Source organism: Rhizobium skierniewicense Ch11, assembly GCF_023757665.1.
Taxonomy (GTDB): domain Bacteria; phylum Pseudomonadota; class Alphaproteobacteria; order Rhizobiales; family Rhizobiaceae; genus Agrobacterium; species Agrobacterium skierniewicense.
Genome location: NZ_RXPG01000028.1, coordinates 128716 through 152398, shown reverse-complemented (window position 1 = coordinate 152398; position 23683 = coordinate 128716). Strand labels below are relative to the sequence as shown.

The 23683-nt window shown below is 57.7% G+C and carries 26 protein-coding genes and 1 other RNA gene; 23 read left to right on the top strand and 4 right to left on the bottom strand.

The window, feature by feature from the left end:
- Window positions 1-70 precede the first annotated feature (70 nt).
- Together gap and tkt are read right to left on the bottom strand one after the other, a co-directional pair.
- Window positions 71-1081 carry a type I glyceraldehyde-3-phosphate dehydrogenase gene (gene gap, locus EKM04_RS17385; RefSeq protein ID WP_183895890.1) on the bottom strand — a complete coding sequence of 337 codons (1011 nt, stop codon included), beginning with the start codon at window positions 1079-1081 and terminating at the stop codon, window positions 71-73.
- Between the two features lie 95 nt (window positions 1082-1176).
- Complete coding sequence (tkt, locus tag EKM04_RS17380) at window positions 1177-3159, bottom strand: transketolase (RefSeq protein WP_183895888.1); 1983 nt, start codon at window positions 3157-3159, stop codon at window positions 1177-1179.
- Between the two features lie 324 nt (window positions 3160-3483).
- Between tkt and EKM04_RS17375 the strand changes: the two genes are divergently transcribed.
- From EKM04_RS17375 to EKM04_RS17345, 7 genes are all read left to right on the top strand, one after another.
- Window positions 3484-3756, top strand: a complete 273-nt coding sequence (locus EKM04_RS17375) for a DUF4164 domain-containing protein (RefSeq protein ID WP_174153871.1) — start codon at window positions 3484-3486, stop codon at window positions 3754-3756.
- Between the two features lie 14 nt (window positions 3757-3770).
- Window positions 3771-4148 (top strand): cell division protein ZapA, encoded by a 378-nt coding sequence (locus EKM04_RS17370; RefSeq protein ID WP_174153870.1) that lies wholly within the window; start codon window positions 3771-3773, stop codon window positions 4146-4148.
- A 116-nt stretch (window positions 4149-4264) separates the two neighbouring features.
- Window positions 4265-4423, top strand: a non-coding RNA gene (ssrS, locus tag EKM04_RS17365) — 6S RNA.
- A gap of 269 nt (window positions 4424-4692) precedes the next feature.
- Window positions 4693-5955 carry a hemolysin family protein gene (locus EKM04_RS17360; RefSeq protein ID WP_174154090.1) on the top strand — a complete coding sequence of 421 codons (1263 nt, stop codon included), beginning with the start codon at window positions 4693-4695 and terminating at the stop codon, window positions 5953-5955.
- Window positions 5955-6548, top strand: a complete 594-nt coding sequence (locus EKM04_RS17355) for a 5-formyltetrahydrofolate cyclo-ligase (RefSeq protein WP_183895886.1) — start codon at window positions 5955-5957, stop codon at window positions 6546-6548. The genes EKM04_RS17360 and EKM04_RS17355 overlap by 1 nt, the downstream gene beginning before the upstream one ends.
- Window positions 6545-7369: a TIGR00282 family metallophosphoesterase gene (locus EKM04_RS17350; RefSeq protein ID WP_174153868.1), complete on the top strand. Its 825-nt coding sequence runs from the start codon at window positions 6545-6547 to the stop codon at window positions 7367-7369. Before EKM04_RS17355 ends, EKM04_RS17350 begins: the two co-directional genes overlap by 4 nt.
- A gap of 163 nt (window positions 7370-7532) precedes the next feature.
- On the top strand, window positions 7533-8384 hold the full coding sequence (locus EKM04_RS17345) for an MBL fold metallo-hydrolase (protein WP_183895884.1): 852 nt from the start codon (window positions 7533-7535) through the stop codon (window positions 8382-8384).
- 22 nt (window positions 8385-8406) lie between these two features.
- On the opposite strand, the gene EKM04_RS17340 is transcribed toward EKM04_RS17345, so the two are convergent.
- Window positions 8407-8910, bottom strand: coding sequence for a pyridoxamine 5'-phosphate oxidase family protein (locus EKM04_RS17340; RefSeq protein WP_183895882.1), 504 nt, complete (start codon window positions 8908-8910; stop codon window positions 8407-8409).
- Window positions 8911-9109: 199 nt separating this feature from the next.
- On the opposite strand from EKM04_RS17340, the gene EKM04_RS17335 reads away from it, so the two are divergent.
- On the top strand, window positions 9110-9856 hold the full coding sequence (locus EKM04_RS17335) for a YebC/PmpR family DNA-binding transcriptional regulator (protein ID WP_183895880.1): 747 nt from the start codon (window positions 9110-9112) through the stop codon (window positions 9854-9856).
- A gap of 77 nt (window positions 9857-9933) precedes the next feature.
- Here the strand turns inward: EKM04_RS17335 and EKM04_RS17330 are convergent, their stop codons facing one another.
- The gene (locus EKM04_RS17330; protein WP_183895878.1) at window positions 9934-10935 is read right to left on the bottom strand and encodes an LLM class flavin-dependent oxidoreductase; all 1002 of its coding nucleotides are present in this window, start codon (window positions 10933-10935) and stop codon (window positions 9934-9936) included.
- Window positions 10936-11166: 231 nt separating this feature from the next.
- On the opposite strand from EKM04_RS17330, the gene ruvC reads away from it, so the two are divergent.
- The 15 genes from ruvC (at window position 11167) to tilS (ending at window position 23658) form a co-directional block, all read left to right on the top strand.
- Entirely contained in the window at window positions 11167-11679 is a 513-nt protein-coding gene (gene ruvC, locus EKM04_RS17325) for a crossover junction endodeoxyribonuclease RuvC (protein WP_183895876.1), read from the top strand.
- A 24-nt stretch (window positions 11680-11703) separates the two neighbouring features.
- Window positions 11704-12321, top strand: a complete 618-nt coding sequence (ruvA, locus tag EKM04_RS17320) for a Holliday junction branch migration protein RuvA (RefSeq protein WP_183895874.1) — start codon at window positions 11704-11706, stop codon at window positions 12319-12321.
- Window positions 12322-12524: 203 nt separating this feature from the next.
- Window positions 12525-13565, top strand: coding sequence for a Holliday junction branch migration DNA helicase RuvB (ruvB, locus tag EKM04_RS17315; RefSeq protein ID WP_183895872.1), 1041 nt, complete (start codon window positions 12525-12527; stop codon window positions 13563-13565).
- Window positions 13566-13567: 2 nt separating this feature from the next.
- Window positions 13568-14461: a metallophosphoesterase gene (locus tag EKM04_RS17310; protein ID WP_412762967.1), complete on the top strand. Its 894-nt coding sequence runs from the start codon at window positions 13568-13570 to the stop codon at window positions 14459-14461.
- A 49-nt stretch (window positions 14462-14510) separates the two neighbouring features.
- A complete protein-coding gene (locus EKM04_RS17305) occupies window positions 14511-14729 on the top strand; it encodes a hypervirulence associated TUDOR domain-containing protein (protein ID WP_183895869.1) in 219 nt (72 codons plus the stop codon).
- A gap of 52 nt (window positions 14730-14781) precedes the next feature.
- Window positions 14782-15363, top strand: coding sequence for a DinB family protein (locus EKM04_RS17300; RefSeq protein WP_183895867.1), 582 nt, complete (start codon window positions 14782-14784; stop codon window positions 15361-15363).
- Window positions 15356-15868, top strand: a complete 513-nt coding sequence (locus tag EKM04_RS17295) for an NUDIX hydrolase (RefSeq protein ID WP_183895865.1) — start codon at window positions 15356-15358, stop codon at window positions 15866-15868. Before EKM04_RS17300 ends, EKM04_RS17295 begins: the two co-directional genes overlap by 8 nt.
- 33 nt (window positions 15869-15901) lie before the next feature.
- Window positions 15902-16342, top strand: coding sequence for a tol-pal system-associated acyl-CoA thioesterase (ybgC, locus tag EKM04_RS17290; RefSeq protein ID WP_174153857.1), 441 nt, complete (start codon window positions 15902-15904; stop codon window positions 16340-16342).
- A 260-nt stretch (window positions 16343-16602) separates the two neighbouring features.
- Window positions 16603-17322 (top strand): protein TolQ, encoded by a 720-nt coding sequence (gene tolQ / locus EKM04_RS17285; protein WP_045228480.1) that lies wholly within the window; start codon window positions 16603-16605, stop codon window positions 17320-17322.
- A 29-nt stretch (window positions 17323-17351) separates the two neighbouring features.
- Entirely contained in the window at window positions 17352-17813 is a 462-nt protein-coding gene (tolR, locus tag EKM04_RS17280) for a protein TolR (protein ID WP_067644342.1), read from the top strand.
- 7 nt (window positions 17814-17820) lie between these two features.
- Window positions 17821-19005 carry a hypothetical protein gene (locus EKM04_RS17275; RefSeq protein WP_174153856.1) on the top strand — a complete coding sequence of 395 codons (1185 nt, stop codon included), beginning with the start codon at window positions 17821-17823 and terminating at the stop codon, window positions 19003-19005.
- An 80-nt stretch (window positions 19006-19085) separates the two neighbouring features.
- Window positions 19086-20399: a Tol-Pal system beta propeller repeat protein TolB gene (gene tolB / locus EKM04_RS17270; protein WP_183895863.1), complete on the top strand. Its 1314-nt coding sequence runs from the start codon at window positions 19086-19088 to the stop codon at window positions 20397-20399.
- Between the two features lie 212 nt (window positions 20400-20611).
- Window positions 20612-21145 carry a peptidoglycan-associated lipoprotein Pal gene (pal, locus tag EKM04_RS17265; RefSeq protein ID WP_174153854.1) on the top strand — a complete coding sequence of 178 codons (534 nt, stop codon included), beginning with the start codon at window positions 20612-20614 and terminating at the stop codon, window positions 21143-21145.
- A gap of 154 nt (window positions 21146-21299) precedes the next feature.
- Complete coding sequence (gene ybgF / locus EKM04_RS17260) at window positions 21300-22310, top strand: tol-pal system protein YbgF (protein WP_183895861.1); 1011 nt, start codon at window positions 21300-21302, stop codon at window positions 22308-22310.
- A 40-nt stretch (window positions 22311-22350) separates the two neighbouring features.
- Window positions 22351-23658, top strand: a complete 1308-nt coding sequence (gene tilS, locus EKM04_RS17255) for a tRNA lysidine(34) synthetase TilS (protein ID WP_183895859.1) — start codon at window positions 22351-22353, stop codon at window positions 23656-23658.
- Window positions 23659-23683 lie beyond the last annotated feature (25 nt).

Sequence of the window (23683 nt, the reverse complement as noted above, 5' to 3'; positions counted from 1 at the left end):
TGACACCTTCAAACACAAAACCCGGCAGGATCGCTCCCGCCGGGTTTTGCTTATTCGCAATCTGCGAAAATCAAATGGTCTTGGCCAGTGCCACTGCCGTGTCGGACATGCGGTTGGAGAAGCCCCACTCGTTGTCGTACCAGGTGAGGATACGCACGAAGTTGCCTTCCATGACCTTTGTCTGGTCCGTTGCGAAGATAGAAGAGTGGCTGTCGTGGTTGAAGTCTCTGGAGACCAGTGGCTCGTCGGTGTAGCCGAGAATGCCCTTGAGCTTGCCGTTGGAAGCAGCCTTGATGGCTTCGTTGATTTCTTCAACTGTCGTTGCCTTCTTGGCCACAAACTTGAAGTCGACAACCGAGACATTCGGTGTTGGAACGCGGATGGACGTGCCGTCGAGCTTGCCCTTGAGGTGCGGAAGAACAAGGCCAACGGCCTTTGCCGCGCCGGTCGAGGTCGGGATCATGGACAGGGCTGCGGCGCGGGCGCGGTACAGATCCTTGTGCATGGTGTCCAGTGTCGGCTGGTCGCCCGTGTAGGAATGGATCGTGGTCATGAAGCCATGATCGATGCCAACAGCGTCATCCAGAACCTTCACAACCGGCACGAGGCAGTTGGTGGTGCAGGAAGCGTTGGAGATGACGAGGTGATCCTTCGTCAGCTGGTCGTGGTTGACACCGAAGACGACCGTCAGGTCCGCACCTTCGGCAGGTGCCGAGATAATGACGCGCTTGGCGCCTGCGGTGAGGTGGGCGGCGGCCTTGTCACGGGCAACGAAAATGCCTGTGCATTCAAGCGCGATATCGACGCCGAGTTCCTTGTGCGGAAGCTGTGCAGGATCGCGGACGGCTGTCACCTTGATCGGCTTGCCACCGGCTACGATGATCGTGTCGCCTTCGACCTTAACGTCCGCCGGGAACTTGCCGTGGATGCTGTCATAGCGCAGCAGATGCGCATTGGTTTCAACCGGGCCGAGGTCATTGATGGCAACCACTTCGATATCCGTGCGGCCGGATTCGACGATGGCGCGAAGGACGTTACGGCCGATGCGGCCAAAACCGTTAATGGCAACTTTTACAGTCATTGAGCTACTCCCTGTCAATATCTTCGAATTTTGTGCGAATGCTTGGAGCGGCGCAGACGTTGGCCGTCACGCCACTCCCGGTTCTGTTCAGGCGGTCAGCCGAGCTTTTCTTCCGCAGCAGCGACCACAGCTTCTGCAGTGATGCCGAACTGCTTGTAGAGATCCTTGGCCGGTGCGGATGCGCCGAAGGAATTCATGCCAATGAACGCGCCATCGTTGCCGATGAAGTAATCCCAGCCCTGGCGGATGGCCGCTTCGACACCGATTTTCACCGGAGAATTGCCGATGATCGCCTTGCGGTAGGTCTCCGGCTGCTCCTTGAAGAGTTCAAAGCATGGAACGGAAACGACGCGGGTCGAGATACCCTTGACCTTGAGGTCGGCCGCAGCCTTCAGCGCAATCTCGACTTCAGAACCCGAAGCAAAGATCGAGACCTTGGCATCGCTTGCCGAAACCAGCTCGTAAGCGCCGTAGGAAACGAGGTTCTTTTCCTCGTAATCCTTACGGGCCGGCGTAAGGTTTTGGCGGGTCAACGCGAGGGCAGACGGGCGGTTCTTCTGATGAAGGGCAAACTGCCAGGCCTCCGCCGTTTCCGTTTCATCCGCCGGGCGGAAGACCAGAAGGTTTGGAATGGCACGCAGGGCTGCGATCTGCTCGACCGGCTGGTGCGTCGGGCCGTCTTCACCAACGCCGATGGAATCGTGCGTCAGTACGTGAACGACGCGGATGCCCATGAGCGCGGCAAGGCGGATCGACGGACGGCAATAGTCCGAGAAGATCATGAAGCCGCCAGCATAGGGAATAAGACCGCCATGCAGCGCGATGCCGTTCATGGCTGCTGCCATTCCATGTTCGCGAATGCCGTAGTGGAGATAACGGCCCGAGAAGTCTGCCGGTGTAATCGACTTCATCTGGCTGGTCTTGGTGTTGTTGGATGGCGTCAGGTCGGCAGAGCCGCCGATGGTTTCGGCCAGGATGCCGTTGACGACCTCCAGCGTGTCTTCGGATGCCTTACGGGTGGCGACGGTCGGATTGTTCTCCGAAACCTTCTTCTTGAATGCGTCGATGGAGCTGTCGAAGTTGCCGGTCAGATCGCCTGCAAAGCGGCGCTTGAACTCAGTCTTCTTGTCGGTCTCGGTTGCTTCCAGGCGCGCTTCCCATTCCTGGCGCGTCTTGGTGGAACGCAGGCCGGCTAGACGCCAGGCGTCGAGCACGTCTTCTGGAATGACGAAGGGTTCGGCTTCCCAGTTCAGGCTCTTGCGGGCCGCGGCAATTTCTTCGGCACCCAGCGGATTGCCGTGTACCTTGTGCGTGCCCTGCTTGTTCGGCGCGCCAAAACCGATGATGGTCTTGCAGGCGATGAAGGTCGGACGGTCGGACTGGTGAGCAGCCTCGATGGCGTTGGCAATTGCTTCGGGATCGTGACCGTCGATTTCGATGGTGTTCCAGTGAACGGCCTTGAAGCGCGCGATCTGGTCCGTTGAGTCGGACAGGCCGACCTCGCCGTCGATGGTGATGTTGTTGTTGTCCCAGAAGAGAACGAGCTTGTTGAGCTTCAGGTGGCCAGCCAACGCAATCGCTTCGTGGCTGATGCCTTCCATCAGGCAACCGTCACCGCACAGCGCATAGGTAAAGTGGCTCTGGAGATCGGAGCCGAACTCTTCTTCCAGCTTGCGCTCGGCGATGGCCATGCCGACTGCGTTGGCAATGCCCTGACCCAGTGGACCAGTGGTGGTTTCGATGCCGGTCGCGTGGTGATATTCCGGGTGACCTGCGGTCTTGGAACCCAACTGACGGAAGCGCTTGATCTCGTCGATCGTCATGTCCTCATACCCCGTGAGGTAAAGGAGTGAGTAGAGCAGCATGGAGCCGTGACCGGCTGACAGCACGAAACGATCGCGGTCTGGCCACTGCCATGCCTTCGGATCAAATTTCAGATACCGTGTGAAGAGGACCGTGGCCACATCTGCAGCGCCCAATGGCAGGCCTGGATGGCCGGAATTGGCCTTCTCCACAGCGTCCATGGCAAGAAAGCGGATTGCATTGGCCATCCGGTCGTGTTTGTCGCGAGAAATCATGGCTTTTCCGTCTGTTCCGGGTGAAAGGAGATAGCCATTATGACTATCCAAAAAGCGGGTTGATGCATAGCAGGTAGGGCGGGGCTGTCAATAAAACGAGGGGTGCTTGCGGTTCGATCAGCAACAAAAATCGTTTTGTATTCTGGCAATATTCGGGCCGCCGCCCACAATCGGCCCCTGCCGTGCTGCATTCATCCACAGCGCAAAGTGTTTGAATGTATTGGTTTGATTGACGTGGGCGTTAATCAGGTCATATCGTGCAAGCGCCCTGATTGACACCAAGAGACAACGATTCGGCTTGGCTCTGGCGGTTTGGAAGAAACGATGACGGCGGAAAAAACCATACAGATTGCGTTGACGGAGCTCAGCTCCGCCATCAACAGCCTTGAAAACGCGATCGACATGCGGATCGAGCGTCAACGGGAAAATGGCGAGGTCGAGAGCGAAGTGAAGCGTGTGCATGTGGACCGTGCCCGGCTGGCGCAGGAGCTTGACCAGTCGCAATTTCGTGCCAACCGTCTCGAAGAGGTCAACCGTGAGGTTTCCCGCCGCTTGGTGACCGCGATGGAGACAATCCGCGCAGTGCTGGATCGATAAGGATTTAGGATATCATGGCTCAAGTCACGGTGATGATCGACGGCAAGGCTTACCGCATGGCATGCGAGGCGGGGCAGGAAGCGCACCTGACCGATCTCGCCAGCCAGTTCGACCAGTATGTCGGCCATCTGAAGAGCCAGTTCGGTGAAATCGGTGATCTCAGGCTGACGGTCATGGCGGGCATCATGATCACCGACGAGATGTCGGAGCTTTCCCGCAAGATCGAGGCGCTGGAGGCCAAGGTCGCGACCTTACAGCAAAACCGCGATGGAATGGCGGAAAGCAAGGCCAAGACAGAGGAAATGCTGGTGGATGCTATCTCCGAATTGTCCACCCGCTTGAACGGCATTACCGAAAAGCTGGTGGCGCGTCCGAAGCCGGTCGTGAATTAAGGTTTCTCCTCAAGGGTTTCCTGCAAACCTGGTCTTTTGTAGCGGAGAAGCTGTTTTCCACGATATTGCAGTCGGTTGCCCCTTCCGCATTTCATCAAACCACCCTATATAGAAGATGCGTTCTGCGCTTCTCGACAGGAAACTCAATCCCTGGGGCCATACTCGATCCAAAGGGAGCTGTCCCTGGCCAGGCCCGTGGGCTTGGACATATGGCGCCCACCTACGTTTGTAGGCACCCAGGATCGTAAAACTCCATCGGTCGCCGCGGATCGCACTCTTTTCGATTGATCGACCAAGCTTCGTTGCTTAGCTCTCCGCCAAGGAAATGAGCGCAGTGCGCATCTTAAACGTGTGGTTGCTTAAGGCGATGCACGGTGCAGCGACTGTATCATTCGTTTTTCATCTTCCGGTCATTGCATTGGCGGAACAATTCCTTATTATCCGTGTTGGTATGTCCGCTCCCGCTTTCAACTCTAGCGATTGTGGTTGCAGCCGCGACATGCCGTTCAACAGCCCAGAAGAGCTAAACTTGTTTATTGAAATTATGACCGTGGTTCTGCTCACCGTACTGAACGGTGTGCTTGCCATGTCCGAGCTTGCCGTTGTCTCCTCCAGACCGGCGAGGCTTAAAGTGCTTGCCGCCCAAGGCAGCAGAGGCGCCGCAATGGCGCTGACTCTTTCCGAAAACCCAGGACGTTTCCTTTCCACTGTACAGATCGGCATCACGCTCGTCGGCGTTCTGTCGGGTGCGTTTTCCGGTGCGACACTGGGTGCCCGCTTTACCGGCTGGCTTTTGGAGCAGGGTGTGCCCGACCGTGCCGCCGACGCCATCGGTGTGGGTTCCGTGGTTCTTGCGATTACCTACCTGTCCCTGATCGTCGGCGAATTGGTTCCCAAGCAGATTGCCTTGCGTGATCCTGAAAAGGTTGCCGTGCGGGTGTCTCCCGCCATGGTGATGCTGTCGAAGATCGGTGCGCCGGTTGTCTGGCTTTTGGATCGCTCCGGCAAGCTGTTGCTCGCGATCCTCGGCCATAGCGGCGAGTCCAACGCATCGGTCACAGACGATGAGATTCGCACCGTTTTGGCCGAAGCGCACAGTGCCGGCGTGATCGAGACCGAAGAATCGGCCATGATCACCAGCGTCATGCGGCTTGCAGATCGCAATGCCCGTGGTCTCATGACGCCACGCCGCGATGTGGAAGTCGTTGATATCGAGGATTCGGCAGCGGAAATCCGTGAGCAATTGCGTGCCACGCAGCGCTCACGTTTGCCCGTGCGCAATGGCGCTTCCGATGAAATTCTCGGCGTCCTCTTCGTCAAGGATGCGTTTGATGCGTTTGCTTTCGGCAAGGAACTCAATATTCGCGAATTGCTGCGCGAAGTCCCTGTCGTTTCAGACCTGACGAGTGCGGTTGATGTTATCCAATCGCTACGTCGCTCAACGGTTCATATGGTTCTCGTTTACGACGAATACGGCCATTTCGAAGGTATCATTAGCTCCGGCGACGTTTTGGAGGCCATCACAGGTGCCTTCCAGGAAGACGACGGCGAAGAGCCAGCCATGGTGGAGCGCGAAGATGGCAGCTTCCTCGTGGCTGGGTGGATGCCTGCCGACGAGTTTGCCGACCGTATGGGTTTCCAGATTTCCGACGATGCCGAATTCGAAACGGTGGCCGGTCTGGTGCTGGACGAGTTCCGCCGTTTGCCGGAACTGGGCGAGCACATCACCCGCAACGGCTGGCGTTTCGAAGTCATCGACCTGGACGGTCACCGCATCGACAAGGTGCTGGTCAGCCGGGCAGCCTGATGACGTCGGGTCACCTCGATAAAGCACAGATCAGAATTGAGCGTCTTGCCTTGCGGGACGCTCTTTCCGTTGAGCAGCGCCTCGACAAAAGTCTCAGCATTGCCGCCCGTGGCGCAGCGGAGTTGAAATTCGAGGCGGGGGCGACAATTTCGGGTTTTCTGCCCATTCGCTCAGAGGCAGACTTGCGCCCCTTGATGGATGGTTTGCGCGTGCGCGGTGCACGCCTTTGCCTTCCGGTTATCCTAGACCGCGAGACGATCGTATTTCGAGAGTTTGCGAAGGACGCAGAGCTGGTCAAGACCGGCTTCGGGACGACCGGTCCGGACGAACGTTCGCAGGTGCTGGATCCGAATATCCTCCTGGTTCCTCTCGCCGCTTTCGATATGACGGGCCAACGGATTGGCTATGGTGCCGGACATTACGACCGCGCAATCGCCCGTCTTCACACAAAAGGGCTTGCACCAACCCTCGTCGGCATTGCATTCGACTGCCAGGAAGTGCCATCAGTGCCCGCGCAGCCTCATGATGTGGCACTGCATGCCGTTCTGACCGAGAGCGGCCTACGATATTTCAACGGCAGGACGACGGAATGAGATTACTGTTTCTGGGGGATATGGTTGGCAAGGCGGGCCGCACAGCGGTGTGGGAGCGTCTTCCGGGACTGATCTCCGATCTCAATCTGGACTTCGTCATCGTCAATGGCGAGAACGCCGCTGGTGGTTTCGGCATTACGGAAGAAATCTACCTTGAGACGATCAATGCCGGTGCCGATGTGGTGACGACCGGCAACCATGTCTGGGACCAGAAGGAAGCCGTGACCTTTTGCGAGCGGCACGACCAGTTCTTAAGGCCTGCCAATTATCCGAAGGGGACGCCGGGCAAGGGTTCGGGTCTGTTCTACGGCCGCAACGGCGCCCGCATTCTCGTGGCCAACATCATGGGCCGCGTCTTCATGCATCCGGAATTGGACGATCCATTTTCCTCGGCAGAAAGCATTCTCGGTGCCTGCCCACTGGGTGAACAGGCCGATGCCATCGTCTTTGATTTTCACGCAGAGGCGACCAGCGAAAAGCAGTGCTTCGGCCACTTCGTCGATGGTCGCGCAAGTTTTGTCGTCGGTACCCACACGCATGTGCCGACGGCTGACGCGCAAATCTTGAACGGTGGTACGGCCTATATGTCGGATGCCGGCATGTGCGGCGATTACGACTCATCGCTTGGCATGGAAAAGGAAGAACCGATCAACCGCTTTATCTCGAAAATGCCAAAAGGCCGGTTTGAAGCGGCCAGCGGGCCAGCGACGATTTGCGGCGTGGGCGTCGAGATTTCCGACAGCACAGGTCTTGCCGAAAAGATCGCGCCTTTGCGGATTGGGCCACGGCTCGCAGAGACCATCCCGCCATTCTGGGTTTGACTGCATCTGGGTCTAGCGGCGTTTGAAATCTCGCAGAGAGGTCAGCCTTACTCGCCTTACCTAAAATGACGTGAATGTGAGCGCCTCGACCTGATCGTTGCTTTACGATGCCGGTACCTTGCCGCATCCTGCTGTCCATTCACCTCGTGAAGGGAGTGGCGTAATGCTTCGCATGCTGATGCTCGCATTGACCGGATTTCTGTTGGGTGCAGCCTCGACGCAGGCCCAGCAACAGCCCACCCGACCCTTGGTCAATCGCCCGCCGATCAGTCAATGCCAAGCGATTGCCCAATCAATGCCCGGGGCCAGTTTCGCGAGCTTCAAACCTTCGGACCTGCAGCGCATCCAAGCCACCAAGGAAGAGGTGAACATCCAGTATATTGGTCACTCGACCTTTCTGATCACGTCACCGGATGGTGTGACGATCGCAACAGATTATAACGGTGTCTACCTCCCACCCGTTACGCCCGATGTCGTGACGATGAACAACGCTCACTCGACGCACTATACGTTGCACCCGGACCCTGCGATCAAAAACGTGCTGCATGGCTGGGGCGATGTGCCTGGCGAAAAGGCTGTGCATAAACTGCAGGTCGGGGATGTCTATATCCGCAACGTCACGTCCGATATTCGCAATCGCTGGGGTGGTGGTGGCTTATTGCAAAAGGATGGAAATTCTATCTTCATTTTTGAAGTCGCTGGCCTTTGCATCGGCCACCTCGGTCACCTTCACTATGAACTGACGGAGAGCCAGTATGCGGAAATCGGCCGTCTCGATATCTTGATGGTGCCGGTTGACGGTGGGTTGACGATGGGCGCCGATAGTATGAGCCGTATCGTGAAACGGCTGCGGTCTGCGCTTATTTTGCCTATGCACCAGCCAAGCGGTCTGGAGCAGTTTCTGGTGACATTCGGTCCCCAATTCAAGATCGCTTACGCCAACGATCCTGTCATTCGCGTCTCTATGCGAAGTCTTCCCCGCCAGCCGCAGATTCTCGTGCCGCAAGGCATGTGAATGAGCGGTGGCGGGAGTGATATTATGCGAAGGTCAGATGCTGACGCACGCCAATGTTTGGCATCTTGTCGTCTGACAAATTCGCCTTGGCGATTTCCCAGCCGAATTTCAGCGTGCTGTCGGTGGATGCCCAGATTTCTGCATCATCGACGTGCAAAGCAAGCATGGTTAGATCGGGGTCGCTCTTGCCGTGTTCATACCACGCGGCGGTGACGGAATTCCAGTATTCGTCGAGCTTCGCCTTGTCCTCTCGCACCTCCAGCTTGCCAGAAAGGCACGCATGATAATCGTGGTCCTTACCAATGACGCAGAAGTGGGCGCGGGCGCCGGACTTGAGAGTTTGAACGAGATCGGCGCTTTTCTTGGTGAAAAACCAGATGGTGTTGGTCTTTGGATCAGCATGTGGTGCCATTGGCTGCATATGGTTGTGGAGGCCTTCAAGGCCCAGCATCCCGGCATGCACGGAATTGATTTCGTCCCAAAGCTGACGGGCAGGGGCTTCGCGTGCTTCACTCAGACTGACCATTGAATGTGTCTCCTTCACGTTTCTCGTTATCGTCACGATCAGTGGGCAAGGCTGCCCGCTTCGTACTGGTAACCAAACGAAGAGCGAACATTTCAGTTCCTTAATGTGTTGCGAGAAGAGTGGGCATCTGGGCTTGAACAGGCGGGCCATCGCACTTATAAGCACCGCAATCCAAACAAACGATCCGATCAGGGGTGCCATGGCTGGCCATTCACAGTTCAAGAACATCATGCATCGCAAGGGAAAACAGGATTCGATCCGTTCGAAGATGTTCTCCAAACTTGCGCGTGAAATCACCGTTGCTGCGAAGTCCGGTCTGCCGGATGTGAGCATGAACGCTGCGTTGCGTTTGGCGGTCCAGAACGCCAAGGCGCAGTCCATGCCCAAGGACAACATCGACCGTGCCATCAAGAAGGCATCCGGTGCGGATGCTGAAAACTACGATTACGTGCGTTACGAAGGTTATGGTCCGGGCGGCACGGCGGTTATCGTTGAAGCGCTGACGGACAATCGCAACCGCACGGCGTCAAACGTCCGCTCGATCTTCACCAAGGCCGGTGGCGCGCTGGGTGAAACCGGTTCAGTATCCTTCTCCTTCGACCGCGTTGGCGAAATCACCTACAAGGCCTCTGTCGGCGACGCGGATACCGTCATGGAAGCGGCGATAGAAGCCGGGGCCGATGACGTGGAAAGCAGCGAAGACGGCCACACGATCATCTGCGGCTTTGAAGCGATGAACGAAGTTTCCAAGGCTCTCGAAGCGGTGCTCGGGGAAGCCGAAAGCGTCAAGTCCATCTGGAAACCGCAGAACACGGTGCCTGTGGATGAGGAAAAAGCGCAGTCGCTGATGAAGCTGATCGACAACCTCGAAGATGACGACGACGTCCAGAGCGTCTACTCAAACTTCGAAGTATCGGAAGAAATCATGTCCAGGCTTTCGGCCTGATCCATATTCCATTGCAATGTAAAAGCCTCCGGCAGCGATGCGCGGAGGCTTTTTTCATGAGGTTTGAGGAGACGCCGTTAGGCAGCCTGCCTCAGTTCGCCCCGAACTTCGGCGAAAACTTCTACAGAGCGTAGGCGCTTCTGGATGTCATGGACTGGCATGGAGACGATCAACTCGTCAGCGCCGGTTACCGCGAGGAACTCACCGAGTTTGTGTTCCACCGTCGCGTGAGAACCGACAACCGCGTATCTCAGCGTATGGTCGACCGTGATGCGCTCCATATCGCTCCAATAGTCATCCATGCTGTCGACCGGCCGTGGGAACTGGCTTCGGATATTCTTTCGCAAATTGACGAATTGCTGTTGGGCTGAAGTAAACAGGTGCTCCGCTTCCGCGTCGGTGTCAGCGCCCACGCCCATGACGCCAACCATCACATAGGGTTTTTTCAGCGTTGCCGAGGGCTGGAAGCGCTCCCGGTAAATAGCGATGGCGTCCATCAGCATATCCGGCGCAAAATGCGATGCGAAGGAATAGGGCAGGCCAAGCATGGCCGCCAAATGCGCGCTGTAGGTGCTGGACCCCAACAGCCAGATCGGCACATTGGAATGCATTCCGGGTACAGACAGGATCGACTGGTCTGGCTGCGGTGCACCCAGATATTGTTGCAGTTCGATAATATCATGCGGGAAATTTTCAGCACCGGCATCGAGATTTCGTCGCAAGGCGCGCGCCGTGCGCATGTCCGTGCCGGGTGCACGACCGAGACCAAGATCGACGCGGCCCGGCAACAAGGCATTGAGCGTGCCGAATTGTTCAGCGATGACGAGCGGCGAGTGGTTTGGCAGCATGACACCCCCGGAGCCGACGCGGATGCGCGACGTTGCGGCACCGACATGGGCAATCACAATGGCAGTGGCGGCGCTGGCAATGCCGGGCATGCCGTGGTGTTCGGCCAGCCAGATGCGCTCGTAGCCTTGTTCTTCGGCCTTGATGGCCATGCGGCGCGAATTCTCAAGCGCCTTGCTCGCGTTCTCGCCTTCACCGATGGGCGACAGATCGAGAATGGAAAAGGGAATCATAGGACGCTCCTGATGCGTTTCGGGTTGTGCTAGATGTAAGTTTCATGGCCAAATTTGCCAGTGCAATCGCGCCGAATTGAACGATGGATCAAAAAAACTGGTGCACATATGCGGTGGTTACGGAGCCCGTTTCGATCAGACCCAGCGTGAGCGGCCATGCCATCTTGTGCAATGTTGTCGTTTTGTTCACTTATCGCTGGCAGGTTTCGCGCCTGAACGGTAGGGTGCCACATGACAAATGCGATTCGAATTATCGGGATTGACCCAGGGCTTCGGCGAATGGGCTGGGGCGTCATAGAAACGCTGGGCAACAGCCTGCGCTTCGTGGCCTCCGGCACTGTCACGTCCGATGGCGATATGGACCTGGCGTCGCGCCTTTGCCAGCTCCATGACGGCCTTTCCGCAATCGTCCATTCCCACCAACCGCACGAGGCGGCGGTGGAGCAGACCTTCGTCAACAAGGATGCTGTGGCGACGCTAAAGCTTGGTCAGGCGCGCGGTATCGCGATGCTGGTTCCCGCACGCGCGGGCCTTCCGGTAGCGGAATATGCACCGAATGCCGTCAAGAAAGCCGTGATCGGTGTCGGGCATGGCGAAAAGCAGCAGATTCACATGATGTTGAAAATTTTGATGCCTAAGGCTGAGTTCAAGGGTAATGACGCAGCTGATGCTCTTGCCATCGCCATTTGCCATGCACACAACAGGGCGGGCGAGCGCATGCGCCGCGTGCTGGCCGCAAGCTGATTTCCTCTTTTCACAGGCATTCCCATGATTGGAAAACTCAAAGGCACGATCGATGAAATTGGCGATGACCATGTGGTCGTTGATGTTCACGGTGTCTGTTACGTGGCCTATTGTTCGGCGCGAACTCTGTCGCGCCTTGGCTCTGCAGGCGAGGCCGTGGTCCTCTTCATCGAAACCTATGTGCGCGAAGACCAGTTGCGGCTGTTCGGGTTCCTGACAGCACTGGAACGGGAGTGGTTCACCCTGTTGCAAAGCGTTCAGGGGGTGGGTGCCAAGGTTGCGCTTGCGGTACTGTCAACATTGACGCCCTCTGAATTGGCCAACGCGATTGCCCTTCAGGACAAGGTCGTCGTGTCGCGTGCGCCCGGTGTCGGGCCGAAAGTTGCCGTGCGCATCGTCACGGAACTTCGCAACAAGGCGCCTGCCTTTGCTGGTGAGGTATCGTCCTCCATCGGCTTCAAACAGGAACTGGGCGAAGGCGTCGCATCCGCACCCGTGGCCGATGCCGTGTCTGCCCTCACCAACCTTGGCTATTCCCGCGATCAGGCCGCCAATGCCGTGGCGGCCGCGCTGAAGAATGGCGGTGAGGGTGGCGATAGCGCCAAGCTGATCCGGTTGGGCTTGAAGGAGCTTTCGCGGTAGAACGCCCTGTGTTATTTTCCTTGCGATCTTTAAAAACTAAGAACAGAGGTCGTCATGGGGCTCCAGACGACCATGACATCCAAAGGCGAAACGACTGGTCCAAAAGCGTGTTCTAGATCAGCTCGGCTGAAAGCCTGGTGACAGATGATTGACACATTCGATCAGAGAGCCGCACGCAAAATACCCGGAATGGAACTTCTGACATGAGTGACGCGGCACGGCTGATTTCTTCGGAAAAGCGCGGCGAAGATATCGATACGACGCTTCGCCCACAAACGCTGGATGACTTTACCGGCCAGGCGGAGGCGCGGGCGAACCTCAAGATTTTCATCGAAGCGGCGAAGAACCGTGGCGAGGCGCTGGATCATGTGCTGTTCGTCGGGCCACCGGGTCTTGGCAAGACGACGCTGGCGCAGATCATGGCCAAGGAGCTGGGGGTCAACTTCAAGTCCACGTCCGGACCGGTGATTGCCAAGGCCGGTGATCTGGCGGCGCTTCTGACCAATCTGGAAGAACGGGATGTTCTGTTCATCGATGAAATCCACCGGTTGAGCCCTGCCGTGGAAGAAATCCTCTATCCTGCGATGGAGGATTTTCAGCTCGATCTGATCATCGGTGAGGGACCGGCTGCGCGGTCCGTAAAAATCGATCTGTCGAAATTCACGCTGGTTGCGGCCACCACGCGTCTCGGCCTTTTGACAAATCCGTTGCGAGATCGCTTCGGCATTCCCGTTCGCCTGTCTTTCTACACGGTGGAAGAACTCGAACTGATCGTGCGCCGTGGTGCGCGCATCATGGGTTTGCCGATGACGGAAGAGGGCGCACGCGAAGTGGCGCGTCGTTCGCGCGGCACCCCACGCATCGCCGGGCGGCTGTTGCGCCGTGTTCGTGATTTTGCCGAGGTGGCGCGGGCAGAATCCGTGACGCGACAGATTGCCGACGAGGCGCTGACGCGGCTGCTCGTGGACAATATGGGTCTTGACCAATTGGACATGCGATATCTGACGATGATCGCCGTGAATTTCGGCGGTGGTCCCGTTGGCATCGAAACGATTGCCGCCGGCTTGTCGGAGCCACGCGATGCCATTGAGGACATTATCGAACCCTACATGATCCAGCAGGGTTTCATTCAGCGAACGCCGCGAGGACGTATCTTGACCGCAACGGCGTGGAAGCATCTGGACCTGCAGCCGCCGAAAGATATCGAAGCGGCGCAGTTTCGTTTGACGCTCGAGGACGACTGATCGTGATCACCCGTCGCGCATTGCTCAAGACGGCTGCCACCATGGCGGCGGGTCTGGTTTCTCTTGGTGCCTATGCGGGTGGCATCGAGCCCTTGGCGCGGCTATCGACCACGCGATATCGTATCAATCCGCCCGGCTGGCCCAAGGGGCAACGCTTGCGCATCGTGGCGCTTGCCGATTTTCACGCCTGCGAGCCATGGATGCCTGCCGAGCGCATTGCAAAGATCTGCGATTACGCCAACACGCTGGGTGGCGACGTCATTCTGCTGCTGGGCGATTACATGTCCGGCATGAAACTGGTGACAGGTGTCGTTCCACCGGGAGACTGGGCGAAGGCTCTTTCGGGGTTGAAGGCACCGCAAGGGGTGCACGCCGTGTGCGGCAACCACGATTGGTGGCAGGACCTTGAAGCGCAGAGGCTGCGGCTGAAGGAAACGGTTGCGCATAAGGCGCTTCGGTCGGTCGGCATTCAGACATATTCGAACCATGCTGTGCGTTGCGGTTCCGATACCCAACCCTTCTGGATTGCGGGAATAGAAGACCAATGGGCCTATCTGACCGGACGCCGCACGACGGGTCTGGACGATCTTCCCGGCACACTTGCGCAGATCACGGATAACGCCCCCGTCATTCTTCTTGCGCATGAGCCTGACATCTTCGTTTCTGTCCCGGACCGGGTATCGCTGACATTGTCGGGCCATACGCATGGCGGGCAGGTCAATCTGTTCGGCTGGCGTCCAGCTGTGCCGTCGCGCTTTGGCGAGCGTTTCGTCTATGGTCACGTTGTCGAAGATAACAGGCATCTTGTCGTCTCCGGCGGGCTCGGCTGCTCCATCGCCCCGGTCCGTTTCATGTCGCCGCCAGAGGTGGTGGTGATCGATCTGGGTGAGGCATAGGAACCATCCCGCTTGCCGGCCATTTCACGTTCTTTGCCAGGAGCGTGACATGACGAAATTCCGTAAGGGTACCAAAGTCCAGTGGAAATGGGGTTCGGGTAAAGGCGAAGGCAAGATTGCCGAGAGCTTTACGAAAGACGTCGAGCGCAAGATCGAAGGCTCGGTCATCAAGCGGAAGGCAAGCGAGGACGAGCCCGCTTACCTGATCGAGCAGGAAGACGGCGGCAGGGTCCTGAAAAGTCATTCGGAGCTCGATAAGGCCGATTGACGCTTTTCACGCAGTCGCGTCTTTTCCCCGCTGCGCAGAATAGGAGAAAGCCATGAGTTACGACCCTCGTCGCGTGTTCCGAAAGCTCGCCCGCAACAACCGGTTGGCAAATCTCAGGCTGCACGCTGCTTGCGGCAGGCTTTCTCCCGCCGAATTCGTCGCGGCGCGAAATGGTTTCTTTCCCACCATCTGCGCCACATTGAACCACATCTATCTCGTCGACCTGTTTTACATCGATGCTCTGAAAGGTGGAACGAGGGGCCCTGACATTTTCGCTCACGGTGATCCTTTCGCAGACATGAGCGCTCTCCAGAAGGCGCAATCGCAGCTGGACGACGACCTCATCGCCTTTGTCGATACATGCACGGACATCGATCTGGAAGCAGACGTGCGCGTGCACCGTGCAGAGAGAGTTCAACAGGACCGTTGCGACGATATTTTAAGCCATCTTTTTCAACACCAGACCCATCACCGAGGTCAGGTGCACGCAATGCTCTCCGGCAGCTCCGTCAAACCACCCCAGCTGGACGAGTTTATCGTGGATGATGATGCAAGGGTTCGCAAAACGGAACTGGACGCGCTAGGTTGGGCGGAGCGTGACCTCATGTTCCCGGAAGCCAAAGCATATGACTGAAGACCTTCGTATCCGCATCAAATTCAAGCCCAAGCGCCTCTTCCAGATGCGTGTAGCGGGTATCGCGTTTCGCGACGGCCACGTGCTGGTGCACCGGGCGACGCACGAGAAATTCTGGAGTTTTCCCGGTGGCCGGGCGGAAATGGGCGAGCAATCGCGCGAGACGCTGGCGCGTGAAATGGTGGAGGAGCTTGGTGTCGAGGCCAAGGTCGGGCGGCTGCTTTGGGTGGTAGAGAATTTCTTCCATTATGAGGGCAAGGACTGGCACGAGCTTGGTTTCTATTATCTGATGGAATTGCCCGAAACCTTTCCTTTCCACGAAGAAGACATCGTCCACCGCATGCAGGATGGCAAGCATCCGCTGGAGTTCCGCTGGGCGCGTGCGACCACGGAAGCCTTGACGCAGCTGGACATTCCACCGTATTTCATCGCCGGTGAGATCGAAAACCTTCCCACTTCCACGCAACACGTCGTTTGGGATGACCGCAATCTGGATGATAAATGAACCTTTGTGCCGCTCCACATCCGGGACTTTCACATGACTGATCTGACCGTTTCCCTCTCCGGTGAGCTCATCGAACACGGCCACCGGCTGACACAGCGCGTCTATTACGAGGACACGGATTTTTCCGGCCTCGTGTATCACGCGCGCTATCTGCATTTTCTGGAGCGAGGTCGTACCGATTACCTGCGCTGCCTTGGCTGTGAGCAGAGCGCGCTTCTGACCGCCGATGACGAAGGCCTGGTTTTCGTCGTTCACCGCATGGAAATCGACTTCAAGTCGCCTGCACGCATGGACGATGTGCTGGTCATTACCACGCTGACCGAAAAGGCGGGCGGGGCGAAAATGGTTCTCAATCAGGAAATACGACGCGGCGAAACGCCACTCATTGTCGCAAAAGTGATTATCGCTGTGATCAATTCGAAGGGAAGACCGCGCCGTCTGCCGGACGCGATTGCAGAGAAATTTCTGAAGTAAGAGCGAAGAAACACGCGACGGCTGTTAGACGTGCCTATTTCGTAACACTCTCTTAACCATAATGTAGTCTACCTTAACCATTCGGTATTTGTGCGCCACACGCCTTCCTTTTACCAAATTTACGGTCAAGGAAGGCTAAATGGTCATATCGGGGCACGGCTCAAGGGGTTTTCGGCGACTGCCGCAGGACTTCAAACGTTGATGCGCGTTTAAATCGCCCGGTCATGCACCGGGCGTTTGGATTCGGGGATTGGATTTTTATGGAACAGGCAGGTTTGGCCGCAGCAACGCACGACGTAAGTCTTTGGGCGCTGTTCATGCAGGCTGGTCTCATCGTCAAGCTGGTCATGATCGGTCTTATAGCCGCATCTGTCTGGACGTGGGCCATTGTCATCGACAAGTATGTGTCCTTCGGCAAGGCAAAGCGCCAGTTCGACCAGTTCGAACAGGTCTTCTGGTCTGGCCAGTCGCTTGAAGAGCTGTACCGGACGCTGGCCGAGCGCCAGAATACGGGCCTTGCGGCGATCTTCGTGGCGGCGATGCGCGAATGGAAAAAGTCATTCGAGCGTGGTGCGCGATCGCCGATCGGGCTCCAGATGCGGATAGACCGGGCGATGGACGTGACCATGGCGCGGGAAGGCGAGACCTTCGAGGCGCGTCTCGGTTCGCTGGCAACGATCGGTTCGGCAGGTCCGTTCATCGGTCTGTTCGGTACTGTTATCGGTATCATGACCTCATTCCAGGCGATCGCCGGTTCCAAGTCCACCAACCTCGCGGTTGTGGCGCCTGGTATCGCCGAAGCGCTTCTGGCAACGGCCATCGGTCTTGTCGCCGCTATTCCGGCCGTTATCGCATATAACAAATTCACCGGCGATGCAGGCAAGCTCTCTGCGCGTATGGAAGGTTTTGCGGATGAGTTTTCCGCTATCCTTTCGCGCCAGATCGATGAGAAGCTGCAGACGCGTCAGGCCGCGCAGTAAACGCGCTTCCGAGCGAGTGGAGTAACACGATGGGAATGTCAGCAGGCGGTGGCGGCGGTGGATCCGGCGGACGCCGTGGTCGAGGCCGGGGACGCCGCAAGGGTGGCGCGATCAGCGAAATCAACGTGACGCCGCTTGTCGACGTCATGCTAGTCTTGCTCATAATCTTCATGGTGGCTGCACCGATGATGACGGTCGGCGTGCCTGTCGATCTGCCGCAGACATCAGCCAATGCGCTGAATTCCGATACGCAGCCGATTACCATTTCGGTCAATGCCGATGGCGTGATCCATTTGCAGGAAACGCCGATCCAGGCAACGGAAGTGGCCGACAAACTGCAGGCAATTTCGACCACCGGCTACAATGAGCGTATTTTCGTCCGTGCGGACTCGGTTGCCGCTTATGGCATCGTTGCCGATGTCATGGCGCGTATCCAGGCTGCGGGTTTCAAGAATATCGGTCTCGTAACACAACAGAAACAGGACAACTGATCTCGGTATGAAAGGCAGCGTCACCACATCTGCGATCGTGCACGCCTCACTGCTGGCCTTTGCCCTCGTGTCTCTGGGCTCGCCAGCGCCGCTCGAGGTGTCTCAGGCCGAGTCGATGCCTGTCGATCTGGTGTCCGTGGAAGAGATGACGCAGATTCAGCAGGGTGACAAGAACGCGCCCAAGGCGGAAAAGTCTGCGCCTGTTCCGACCACTCGTCCCGACATCGTTGCCAACGCCCAGAATGCCGGTAACAACAGCGTCGATCTCGAAGCGCCGCCGACGCCGACGGAAAAGCCCAACAATAATGAGAGTGCTGCTGCTCCTCCCAAGCAGGAAAAGCCAGCGCCTGTCGTCGATACCAAGCCCAACGATGTGAAAGACATCGTCAAGGAAGAGACGTCTGCGCCAAAGCCATTGGAAACGGCGTCGCTGCCTGTTCCCAAGCCGGAAATAGCAACGCCACCGACGCCGACGCAGCCGCCCGCGCAACAGCAGGCTCAGGAGCCACCACCGCAAAATCAGGAACCGGCGGAGATTCCGGTGCCGCCAAATGTGCCGCGCCCGAATTCGCGCCCACAGCCGGCTGAGCCGAAGCCGGAACCTCCGAAGCAGGCCGAACAAAAGCCAGCCGAGACGAAACCAGCCGAAAAACCGGCGGAGAAGAAGCCGGAGCAGGCGAAGTCGACAGAGAAGCCGTCCGACAAGAAACCGGCAGACCGCAAGCAGGAGACCGCCAAGTCTGCCGCTTCGCAGGCCAGCGAGTTCAACGCCGACGACATCTCGAAACTGTTGAACAAGCAGGCCCCGTCCGGCGGCGGTGCAAAACGGTCTACCGAAACAGCGTCGCTTGGTGGCAAGAAGACAATTGGCACCGGTTTGAGCGCTAGTGAGATCGACAGTGTTCGTGGTCAGGTTCAGGGTAACTGGAGCATGCCCGGTGGTCTGACGGGTGTGGCCGAGGTGAGAGTCGTCGTTCGCGTATCACTCGATCAGAACGGCATGGTTGTCGGTCAGCCAGAGGTGACGGCCACTGGTGGACCCGAGGGTACGCGCCGCGCCGTCGAAGGCAGCGCGCGTCGTGCGATCTTGAAGTCCCAGCCTTTAAAAAACCTTCCGCCGGATAAATACGAAGGTGAAAGGGGATGGAACACGATGGTTCTGAACTTCGACCCCTCTGAGTTTGCGATTTAAACCGACAGTTTTGGGATCTATGACAAAAACCACACCCAATTCGATGTCCAATTTTGTATGAAGCTGAAAGGCTTGTCTCAATGATCAAGTTCTCTCTCCTGCGCGCGATGATGGTTGCCTCTGGCATGCTGTTGTCTTTCGTTGCGGTCACACCGGCCAGTGCCGAAGTTCAAATCAACATCAACAAGGGCAACGTTCAGCCGTTGCCGATCGCGATCACCGATTTCATGTCGGGTGACGGCATCGGTGCGCAGGTCTCGCAGGTTATCGCGGCCGACCTCCAGCGTTCCGGGTTGTTTGCGCCCGTCAACAAGAATGCGTTCATCGAGAAGATCAGCAATCCCGATCAGCAGCCCCGTTTCGAGGACTGGAAAGTCATCAATGCGCAGGCACTGGTCACGGGCCGTGTGACGAAGGAAGCCGATGGCCGACTGCGCGCCGAATTCCGCCTTTGGGATACGTTCGCCGGTCAGCAGATGAGCGGTCAGCAGTTCTTCACCCAACCGGAAAACTGGCGTCGTGTGGCCCATATCATCGCCGATGCGATCTACGAGCGTGTCACGGGTGAAAAGGGTTACTTCGACACCCGTGTCGTCTTCGTCTCCGAAAGCGGTCCCAAGACCGACCGAAAGCGTGCGCTCTCGATCATGGACCAGGATGGCTTCAATGTTCGCAACTTGACGACGACCAAGGACCTCGTTCTGACGCCGCGCTTTTCGCCAAGCCGTCAGGAAGTGACCTACATGTCGTTCGAGGGCCAGCAGCCGCGCGTCTATCTGTTGCAACTGGAAACCGGACAGCGTGAAGTCGTCGGCAACTTCCCCGGCATGACGTTCTCGCCGCGCTTTTCGCCAGATGGACAGAAGGTCATCATGAGCCTTCAGCAGGAAGGCAATGCCAACATCTACACGATGGACCTGCGTTCGCGTACCACGACCCGCCTGACAAACACGGGTGCCATCGATACGGCACCGTCCTATGCGCCCGATGGCCAGCGCATTGCGTTTGAAAGCGACCGCGGCGGTCGCCAGCAGATTTACGTGATGAATGCCGATGGTTCCGGCCAGAACCGCATCTCCTTCGGCGATGGTTCCTACTCCACGCCGGTCTGGTCTCCGCGCGGCGATCTGATTGCTTTCACCAAGCAGTCTGGCGGCAAGTTCTCCATCGGCGTCATGAAGCCGGATGGGTCCGGCGAGCGTATTCTGACCTCGGGCTTTCACAATGAAGGACCGACATGGGCACCAAACGGCCGCGTACTGATGTTCTTCCGTCAGGCAGCCGGTTCCGGTGGCCCGCAGCTCTACTCCATCGATCTGACCGGCTATAACGAGCAGCTGATCAAGACGCCGACATTTGCATCCGACCCGGCATGGTCGCCGCTTCTGGATTGATAACGCGATTATGGCGGTATGTTGCAAGCATGCCGCTATATTTTCTACGCATGTGATACCGGGACCTGTCTCGCCTTTTGCTGCAAAGTTGTTGTGAGGGCGCTAAAAAAAGCGGGACATTTCCTTTCTGTTAACCATAATTGTTTGGGGGCAATTAACTGCATTCGGTTATTGTCTGGCAACGTTACTGAAATTCTAAGGAGAGACCGGCTATGAGCCGTACAAACACTTCGGCACTCGGCCCGATGCAGAAAATTGCCCGTAACCCGGCTGTTATCGCTTTGACGCTTGCTCTTGCGCTGGCTGGTTGTGCCAACAAGAAGAACATGCCCAACAGCGCCGGCGAACTTGGTCTTGGTGGTGGTGCAGGCTCTGCGACGCCGGGTTCTGCCCAGGACTTCACCGTCAATGTCGGCGACCGCATCTTCTTCGATACCGACAGCACGTCGATCCGCGCAGACGCGCAGCAGACCCTGCAGCGTCAGGCACAGTGGTTGGCCCGTTATCCGAACTACGCCATCACAGTCGAAGGTCACGCCGATGAGCGCGGCACACGCGAATACAACCTCGCACTGGGCGCTCGCCGTGCAGCTGCCACCAAGGAATTCCTCGCTTCGCAGGGTGTTCCTGCCAATCGCATGAGAACCATTTCCTACGGCAAGGAACGTCCTGTTGCCGTTTGCGACGACATTTCTTGCTGGTCGCAGAACCGTCGCGCTGTCACCGTTCTGGGCGGTGCCCGCTAAGGTCTCGCGATTGTATGATCATGTTTGAGAGGCGGTCTTCGGGCCGCCTTTCTTTTTTCCATAGTTTGGCCGAACTTAAGTTGCTTTTTTACGCCAAATGGAAAAAATCCGGATTTGCGTCGTTGGGGCGCAAATCAACCAGACAGGACGCAACATGAAGAAACTTGTCGTGGCGGGAATGCTGGGGCTTGCAGCCTTCACCGGCTTGAGCGGCGCGGCCGTCTCGGGGCCGTTGTTCGGCTCGGGTGGGGCCTTCGGCACGTTGAACACGCAAAATGCACCCGTCGTGAAGGTGCAGGCAAACGATGCCTATCGTGTCCAGCAACTCGAGGAGCAGATTCGTCAGCTGAACGGCCGTATCGAGGAAATGAGCTTCCAGTTGCTGCAAATGCAGGAAACGATCCGCAAAGCCCAGGAAGACAACGAGTTCCGCTTCCAGGAACTCGAAAGCGGCAAGGGTGCGTCACCTGCACCGAAGAAGAAGGCCGAAGCCGAGATTCCGTCGGCAGGTCCGCAGGATGACGTCGCAACCATCATTGAAACGCCGTCCCAGGGCGGCGCTTCAATGGGCGGCAGCGAACGGGGTACCGGCCCGTTGGCCTCAGCGCCACGCAGCAATGCGGCGCCGGGTGAAAGCACACTCGGTTCCATTGAGCTCGATTCGCGTGGGCTGCCTGTTGGTGGTTCGATGAACCCGAACGCCAATAACTCGGCTGGTACGTTGCCTGGTGTCGAGACCGGCCGTTCGACGACCACCGATCCTGTCAACACAGCGGCGCTCACCAGCGAGAACGATGTCTATCAGGCGGCCTACAGCCATGTTCTGTCAGGTGACTATAAGGCGGCGGAAACGGGTTTCGAGCAGTATATCCAGGGCTATCCCAAGGGTGCCAAAGCCGCGGATGCCAATTTCTGGCTGGGCGAAGCCCAGTATAGCCAAGGCAAATTTACTGATGCTGCCAAGACGTTTCTGAACGCTCACCAGACCTACAGCAAGTCGCCAAAAGCGCCAGAAATGCTGCTGAAGCTGGGTATGTCGCTGGCCGCCCTCGACAACAAGGAAACCGCCTGCGCGACCCTTCGCGAAGTGCCCAAGCGCTACCCCACCGCATCCAAGACTGTTCTGGGCAAGGTTACCAGCGAACAAAAACGCCTGAGCTGCTGAGCCGGTGACGACCGCTGACCATGGCAGGTCGTCCGCAGCGATGCCGGTTGCACCCCTTGAGGCTGCTCGGCTTTTTGTCCAGAAAATTACAAGTCGGTCCTGTGTTCTCGTTGCCATTTCCGGCGGTAGCGATTCCACCGGATTGCTGTTGGCGCTGCATCAGGCCCTTCGCGATCTCGGCAGGCAGGATATTTCTCTTCAGGCAGTCACGATCGACCACATGCTTCGTCCTGAATCGGGGGAGGAAGCCGAGGGCGTTGCGGCCTTTTGCCTGACCCTTGGCGTCCCGCATCACCTTCTTCGTTGGGAGGGGCAGAAGCCGAAGGCGGGACTGTCTGCGGCGGCGCGGGTTGCGCGTTACGCGTTGATCGGAACGGTCGCGGGTGAGATCGAGGCCGATATGGTTGTCGTCGGCCACACCTTGGGTGATCAGCAGGAAACGATCGCCATGCGCGGCGCCCGAAGTGATCGACCAGACAATCTGGGTCTTGCCGGCATGGCGGATGCGGTGCTCTACGACGCGCGCCATTGGGTCCTTCGTCCCTTCCTGACCGTGACAAGACGTGACATTCGCGACTTCCTCGTTGCACAGGGACAATCATGGTACGACGACCCCAGCAATGACGATGCGACATACGAACGCGTGCGGGTGCGAAACACACCTCGCGAGGCTCAACGGACGTTGATTGATCAGTCAATCAACCGATTGGCCATGTCATCGGAGTCCGCCCGACTCATCGAACAATTCGCAACATATTGCGGCTATGGGCTCGTTGCGCTGGATGCAGGATGTCTGGCTGGGAACTCCACAACGGTTCGACATGCGCTTTCTGCTCTTGCCTGTGTCATCGGTGGTCGGCGGTTCGCTTTGGGCGCTGCGAGCATGGACAAAGTTCTGGCCTTCGCCAAAGCCGGAGAGCAGGGCAGGGTGACGGCCAGCCGGGTGGTGTTCGAGCGACGCAGGGATACCCTTTTTCTGATGCGCGAAAACAGAGATATTCCCCATGTGACGGTGGCCAGAGGGGCGAGCATCCGATGGGATGAACGGTTCGATATCACCAACCTGTCGAGCAGCGATATTACCGTGCGCGGATTTGGCACATGCGACATCTCGATACCGGATGAGGTCGGGCCCTCCGTTCCGTCGGGCATCGTCAAGCGCGCTTTGCAGGCGATGCCGATCTACGGGGGGGAGGGCGATGCGCCAGCATTGACGCCACCGCCAGGGGTGACCAGTCAATTCAGGCTTGCGCCTTATGATCTCTTTCTCACACGATTTGATTTCGAGTTGGCGAATACCATTGCGAGGCTTGTCGGCCGATTTGCCTATCCCAGGCCGCCTGTTTGAAGGTCCAATGGCGGTAAAACCGATT